We start from the raw sequence: 6,088 nt of genomic DNA, 5'->3' as shown, positions 1-6,088 counted from the left end.
ATCCTGGATGAGGCGGAGCAGCGCAAAGGCACGGCGTTTTCGATAATAGCACTAGCGGTGCTGGCCTCGGCGCTGTGGCTATTTTTCAATTTTAGAGATCAAAATGCAGCAATGGGCCTCTGCTGGATCATAGTGGCATTTAGCTGCGGCAGCATCTCTTATAGAGTAGTGAATAAAGATGCAAATATAATGCGCGTATTTATCTTTTGCATCTTGCTGGGGATACTTGCCAAAGGCGTAGAAATGTGCGAGAATGATGCCTTACGCTTCATCATCGCACTCGTAACCATCTGCCTTTCTTTGTTTAATATCGCGGATGCCGCACTGGAGCGGATCAAACACAACAGATCCAAAAAATTCGTCCGCGCCTTTAAACACCAATATATCGCGCCTTATATCGCGAGCCTAGGTTATCGCTACGAAATTTCAGGCTCGTTTAGGCCGGCGTATCTGCGCGCTAGCGGCCTATTTGTGGACGGCATAAGCTATTTTGATTGCGAAGATAAAATTTCCGGCGTTTATGACGGAGTATTTTTCAGCTTTGCGGATGTATGCGTGACTCATACTGACGAACGACGTAGCAGCAGGGGGATCTTTTTCTACGCAGAATTTAAAAAGCGCGTAAACTCGGTGGCGGTGATCCTGCCTTCGCTCAGCGCGAGACCAACACTCGGCGGACTTAAGAAGATCGCGATGGACGATAGCGAGTTTAGCTCCGCGTTTAGCGTATATAGCGCCGATGCCGTGTCTGCAATGTACGCCCTCACGCCCGCCTTTATGCGGCGCTTGCTTCGCTTTAGAAGCGGTGCCGGCGGACCGATCAGATTAAGCTTTTCGGATAGAAACATCTGCATTTTCATCCACACGGGACACGATAGCTTCGAGCCTAGCGTAGATCGCAGCGTACTTAGCGCAGGTCCTGCCGCGTCTATCAAGCACGAGCTTTTATTCTTTCTATCCATAGTAAAAAGTCTAAAATTAAACGAAAATATCTGGCAGAATTAAATTTTGAATTTTACCTTAAATCCGCAAATACGGAGGCTTTGCGCCGCCGCGAAATTTTAAAATTTAAAAGTACTCTTCCCGGCTCGGCGCCGCTATGATTTAGAATTTTCGCGACAAGGTCTATTATATTTGCGGCGGAGAGCGAAGTTTGAAACCTATCGCGACGAAATTCCATGCGATTTATAAATTTTTGCGGTCCGCATAGAGGAATTGAGCAAAGATGGATACTGATATGGCGATGATTGCACCGTACGCTTTCCATAAGGAGATTACCACGCTGCCTATAATCGTGCCGCAAACACTACTTTTACCATCGCGAGCCCGCGTCAAAAAAATTAAGTGCCGATCGCGGCAATGATAGAAGAGGTAATTTACTCATATTTTCATCGTTCATTTCGCCATCCTAATGCTTTTAAAAATCGACGATTAAAAAGCTCACACAAAAGCCGACCACACATTTAATCTGCCTCCAAGCATTTTTAAGCGACAATACGAAAATCAAATTTTCGGAGTCCTTATGACGATTTACGAGCTAAAGCCCAAATTTCAAAATTTACTTCGTCCGTTAGTAAGACGTCTTTACGGCGCGGGCGTCAGCGCAAATCAAGTCACGATCACAGCCTGCGTCATTTCCGTTCTGCTGGGCGGACTTCTGATAAAATTCGCCGAAATTTCGACGCTATTCTTTCTGCTGCCCGTTTGGATGTTTTTGCGTATGGCGCTAAATGCCATCGACGGCATGCTGGCTCGCGAGCTTAATCAAAAAAGCCCGCTGGGCGGCTACCTAAACGAAGCCACGGACGTCATCTCGGACGCCGCGCTGTATCTGCCGTTTGCCTTCGTGGCGCCGTTTGACTGGGGCGTTATCGCGCTCGTTATCTTTCTATCTTTTATGAGTGAGTTTTTGGGCGTCCTAGGGCAGGTGCACGGTTGCGGCAGGCGATACGACGGGCCTATGGGCAAGAGCGACCGCGCGTTTATATTCGGGCTTATCGGTACGGTATATGCGCTATCTGGGCGACTACCGGAGTGGCTTAGCTGGGTACTTTACGCCGCGATATTTTTACTTGCGCTTACTTGTGCAAACCGCGTAAGGATGGGACTAAAAAGCGTGGAATAAGGCGCCTCGGACGAGGATAAATTTAATAGCTATCTCTAAAATCGACGCAAGATAAATTCGCCTAAATTTGATATAATTGCAAAAGTTTTAAGCTCGCCTCGACGCGGGCACGCAATAATTATAAATTTGATCTTGTTTAAATTTACGAGATTTTTTGAGGCGAGGATAAAATATCACGGCGAATTTGTCCGCTTAATTTAGACGCTTTAAAAGACGCTAGGCGCGCAAAACGCGTCGGTTGATTTCGAGCGTTTTATCAAAGTCGGTGAAATTAAAGGCAAGTAGCAAAAGCGGCAAATTGCAGGCGTTACTTAAAACCGTATCAGCTTTAATCGCCTCAAATTCATGTCTAAACGCTCGTTTTCGGCATGATGGGCGAGAAGCTTATTCGCTGCACGCAACCGTAAAATTGAGGGCACCGCAAAAAGTGAATTTGAAAAGTAAAAGAGTAAAAAGGATACAAGATGAAAGAGTTTTTAGCTGTAGCACTTGATTTTATCCTTTGCCGTATTACTATATTTATCACGGGCGTACGGCCGCCGCAGGAGCTTTTAAACATCGGCGAGGGTACTAAAATTTACTATGCAAACCACGCCAGTCACGGCGATTTTTTGCTGATTTTCGTCTCGCTGCCGTATCGCGTGAGAAAGCGCGTGCGCCCAGTCGCGGCGACGGAGTACTGGGAGAGCGGGCCCGTGCGCAGATTTCTTGCTAAAAACGTGTTTAATATGGTGCTAATAAGTCGCCGCAAAGATCCGTTAGAGGCGCTAACGCAAATGAACGAGGCGCTGCAGACCCACTCTCTCATCATCTTTCCCGAAGGCACGCGCAAGATGGACGACGATCTCGCGCTACAGCCGTTTAAAAGCGGGATATTTCGCCTGGCGCAGCAGTGTCCTGACGTCCCGCTAGTGCCCGTATGGATCAAAAATGCGCGCAACGTCCTACCTAAAGGCTTTATGATACCCATTCCGCTGCTTTGCGAGCTGATAGTGGGCGAGGAGATAACCTACGGCGGCGAGGGCAAGGGCGAGTTTTTACAAAAGGCGCAGGACGCGCTGCTAGCGATGAGCGATACGCAAAATGATAGAACGAAAGCCTAGCATGGTAGCTTTGACGAGAGCGGTAAATTTAAGCCCCGCAAATCCGTCAAGCGCGCGAGAAAATTCGGCCGATATTTTTTGCGACAGCTTGGAGCTTGGAGATAAAATTTGCAGCGCTCATCGCAAAGAATTTAAGCGCGAGATAAAGCGGTCAAACGAGCGAGGTAAATTTGCGACCGATTTTTACGACAAATTTGACGGCGAGTCTTTTAAAGCAGCAGCCGAAAACGTCAAATTTAAGCGCGAAATACGGGCTAAAACGCTCGCCACGCCGCAAATCAAATTTAACCCAAATGCAGGCTCAAAGCGCGAGCATTTCTGGCTAACAAATTTAACCAATCAAGCCGTCCGCGCGACAAACCAAACGCGCGCAAATTTGACTCGCTCGGATAGCTCCTGCGTAGGCGTCAAATTTAGCTTCAAATTTAACCAAAAGGCCCTAAAATGAACCCGCAAAATCATATCTTAAATCTATTTTTAGGACTCATCGCGGTGCTAGTCGTCTCTAGCGCCGTTGCATTTATGCTAAAGGCAAAATTTGGCGCCGAGAACAAAACCATCGCAAATTTGACCTCGCGCATAAACGCCTGGTGGGCGATGATTTTGGTCATTTTTGCGTTTACGTATATGGGCAAAAACGCCGTAATATTTTTGTTTTTGCTCGTATCTTTTGCCGCTTTGCGCGAGTTTTTGTCGCTCATCTACATCCGCAGGGGCGATCACATCACGCTCGTGGCGTGTTTTTACGTGATTTTGCCCATGCAGTATATATTTATCTATGCTGATTGGTACGCGATGGCGATGATATTTATCCCGGTTTACGGATTTTTGTTTTTACCGATTTTAGCGGCCATTTGCGGCGATGCGGCATACTTTTTGGAGCGCTCGACGAAGATCCAGTGGGCGCTGATGATCTGCGTGTTTTGTATCTCGCATATCCCCGCGCTTCTTTTGCTGGATCTTAAGCGTGGCAGCGGCATGGAGCTGATGCTGTTTTTGATCCTGGTCGTGCAATCTAGCGACGTGCTGCAGTACGTCTGGGGCAAGCTTTTTGGTAAACGCAAGATCGCTCCTAGCATCAGCCCGTCTAAGACTGTGGTCGGCTTTGTGGGAGGGGTTCTTAGCGCTAGTACGCTGGCCGCGTGTCTGCATTATCTCACGCCCTTTGGCGCGGTGGGGGCGTTTTTTATCGGGCTTGCCGTTTGCATGATGGGCTTTTTAGGAGGGCTTGTTATGTCTGCGATCAAGCGCGATCTGGGCGTCAAAGACTGGGGCTACATGATCAGCGGGCACGGCGGGATGCTTGACCGTATGGACTCGCTATGCTTTGCGGCGCCGATATTTTTTCACATAGTTAGATATTTTTACGCGTGAGGTTTTGATGAAAATTTGGAGCAAAATTTTACTTTTAGCGCTCGCGGCAAATTTAGCCTTTGCATTTTCGGCCCAAAAGCTCGTGCAAGACGCTAGAGCGCAGGTCGGGCAGACGCTGTTTTACGATCCTTCGTACGAGAGGCTAGCCTATCCGATGGGCGATGTGGATATGATAAAAGGCGTTTGCACCGACGTCGTGGTTAGGGCGCTGCGCGGGCAGGACGTCGATTTGCAGCGGCTCATCCACGAGGATATGAGCGCAAATTTTAGCGCCTATCCTAAAAACTGGGGCGCGAAAAAGACCGACAAAAACATCGATCATCGCCGCGTACCAAACATCGCAACCTACCTAAAACGCAAGGGTTACGAGGCAAAGGGCGAGTTTAAAGCCGGCGATATCGTGACGTGGCGGCTGGATAACGGCAGGCCGCACATCGGCATAGTTTCGGATAAATTTGCCGCTAGCAAAACCCCGCTCGTGATCCACAATATCGGGCTTGGCGCGCAGGAAGAGGACGTGCTAAAGAGTTACGAGATAACGGGGCATTTTAGGATAAAATAAGCGTAAAAATCGATAAATTTAAGCAAGAAAGGCGAAAAATGGAGTTTAAAGAGAGCTATTTTATAACCAGCGACGGGGCGAGGATATTTTACAGATACCGCCTGGCTAGCGACGTAGCGTGCGAAAACCAGAGCGCATACGAAATAAATTTGAGCGAGGACGGTAAATTTGACGGATCAAATTTAAGCGCCGGGACCGCAAACGAAACATCAAATTTGACCGACGAGCAAATAGGCGGCGCGGATGAAAATACGGAGCTAAATTTAAACAGCGAAGGTAAATCGGACGAGCAAAATTTATCAAACGGCGACGAAAATTCGGACTCAAATTTAAACGAAGCTAGCAAATGCGGCACGTCAAATTTGAGCGAGACGCCGAGCGAAAACGCCGAACAAAATCTCAAATTTAAAGCCGCGCCGAATGCCAAAGCCGTAGCGATATTTCACCGCGGACACGAGCACTCGGGCAGGACGACGCACGTGGCGGACGGGCTAGCGGATGAGAGTTTTAGCTATTTTGCGTGGGATCAGCGCGGACACGGCAGGAGCGACGGAGAGCGGGGCGACGCGCCAAGTATCGGCCGCCTCATCGCCGACGTGGACGAGTTTGTGGCGCACATCGAGCAGAGATTTGGCTTTGAGACGCAAAATCTAGCCGTGATAGCCCAGAGCGTGGGCGCGGTGCTGGTCTCGGCGTGGTTGCACGACTACGCTGTGCGCGTTCGCTGCGCGGTGCTAGCTAGTCCGGCGTTTAGCGTGAAGCTTTACGTACCGTTTGCTAGGGCTGGGCTAAAGGCGCTCTACTCCTCGCGCGGAAATTTTTTCGTAAACAGCTACGTCAGGGCGCACTATCTCACGCACGACAAGGATCGCCAGGCCAGCTACGACGCCGACTCGCTCATCACTCGCGCGATCTCGGTGCGCA

The 6,088-nt window shown here is 49.1% G+C and carries 7 protein-coding genes; all 7 read left to right on the top strand.

The window, feature by feature from the left end; all coding sequences use genetic code 11:
- A partial coding sequence (locus Q0394_RS11805; protein ID WP_298947890.1) for a DUF3137 domain-containing protein occupies positions 1-1,005 on the top strand: 1,005 nt, incomplete at its 5' end.
- Between the two features lie 517 nt (positions 1,006-1,522).
- Positions 1,523-2,125 carry a CDP-alcohol phosphatidyltransferase family protein gene (locus tag Q0394_RS11800; protein ID WP_298062272.1) on the top strand — a complete coding sequence of 201 codons (603 nt, stop codon included), beginning with the start codon at positions 1,523-1,525 and terminating at the stop codon, positions 2,123-2,125.
- A 464-nt stretch (positions 2,126-2,589) separates the two neighbouring features.
- A complete protein-coding gene (locus Q0394_RS11795; RefSeq protein WP_298062273.1) occupies positions 2,590-3,228 on the top strand; it encodes a lysophospholipid acyltransferase family protein in 639 nt (212 codons plus the stop codon).
- Positions 3,209-3,676 (top strand): hypothetical protein, encoded by a 468-nt coding sequence (locus Q0394_RS11790; protein WP_298062275.1) that lies wholly within the window; start codon positions 3,209-3,211, stop codon positions 3,674-3,676. The genes Q0394_RS11795 and Q0394_RS11790 overlap by 20 nt, the downstream gene beginning before the upstream one ends.
- Positions 3,673-4,602, top strand: a complete 930-nt coding sequence (locus Q0394_RS11785; RefSeq protein WP_298947888.1) for a phosphatidate cytidylyltransferase — start codon at positions 3,673-3,675, stop codon at positions 4,600-4,602. The genes Q0394_RS11790 and Q0394_RS11785 overlap by 4 nt, the downstream gene beginning before the upstream one ends.
- Positions 4,603-4,609: 7 nt before the next feature.
- A complete protein-coding gene (locus tag Q0394_RS11780; RefSeq protein WP_298062280.1) occupies positions 4,610-5,164 on the top strand; it encodes a DUF1287 domain-containing protein in 555 nt (184 codons plus the stop codon).
- Positions 5,165-5,202: 38 nt separating this feature from the next.
- Positions 5,203-6,088: alpha/beta fold hydrolase (locus Q0394_RS11775; protein WP_298947887.1), on the top strand; the 886-nt coding region annotated here is incomplete at its 3' end.

Source organism: uncultured Campylobacter sp., from assembly GCF_938039205.1.
Taxonomy (GTDB): Bacteria; Campylobacterota; Campylobacteria; order Campylobacterales; family Campylobacteraceae; genus Campylobacter_A.
The sequence above is the reverse complement of the archived record's forward strand: the minus strand, read 5'-3'. Positions and strand labels throughout refer to the sequence as shown.

Bases quoted from the DNA above. Each gene is read 5' to 3' on its own strand.
- Q0394_RS11780 (WP_298062280.1), top strand. From the start codon at position 4,610: ATGAAAATTTGGAGCAAAATTTTACTTTTAGCGCTCGCGGCAAATTTA.
- Q0394_RS11800 (WP_298062272.1), top strand. From the start codon at position 1,523: ATGACGATTTACGAGCTAAAGCCCAAATTTCAAAATTTACTTCGTCCG.
- Q0394_RS11790 (WP_298062275.1), top strand. From the start codon at position 3,209: ATGATAGAACGAAAGCCTAGCATGGTAGCTTTGACGAGAGCGGTAAAT.
- Q0394_RS11785 (WP_298947888.1), top strand. From the start codon at position 3,673: ATGAACCCGCAAAATCATATCTTAAATCTATTTTTAGGACTCATCGCG.
- Q0394_RS11795 (WP_298062273.1), top strand. From the start codon at position 2,590: ATGAAAGAGTTTTTAGCTGTAGCACTTGATTTTATCCTTTGCCGTATT.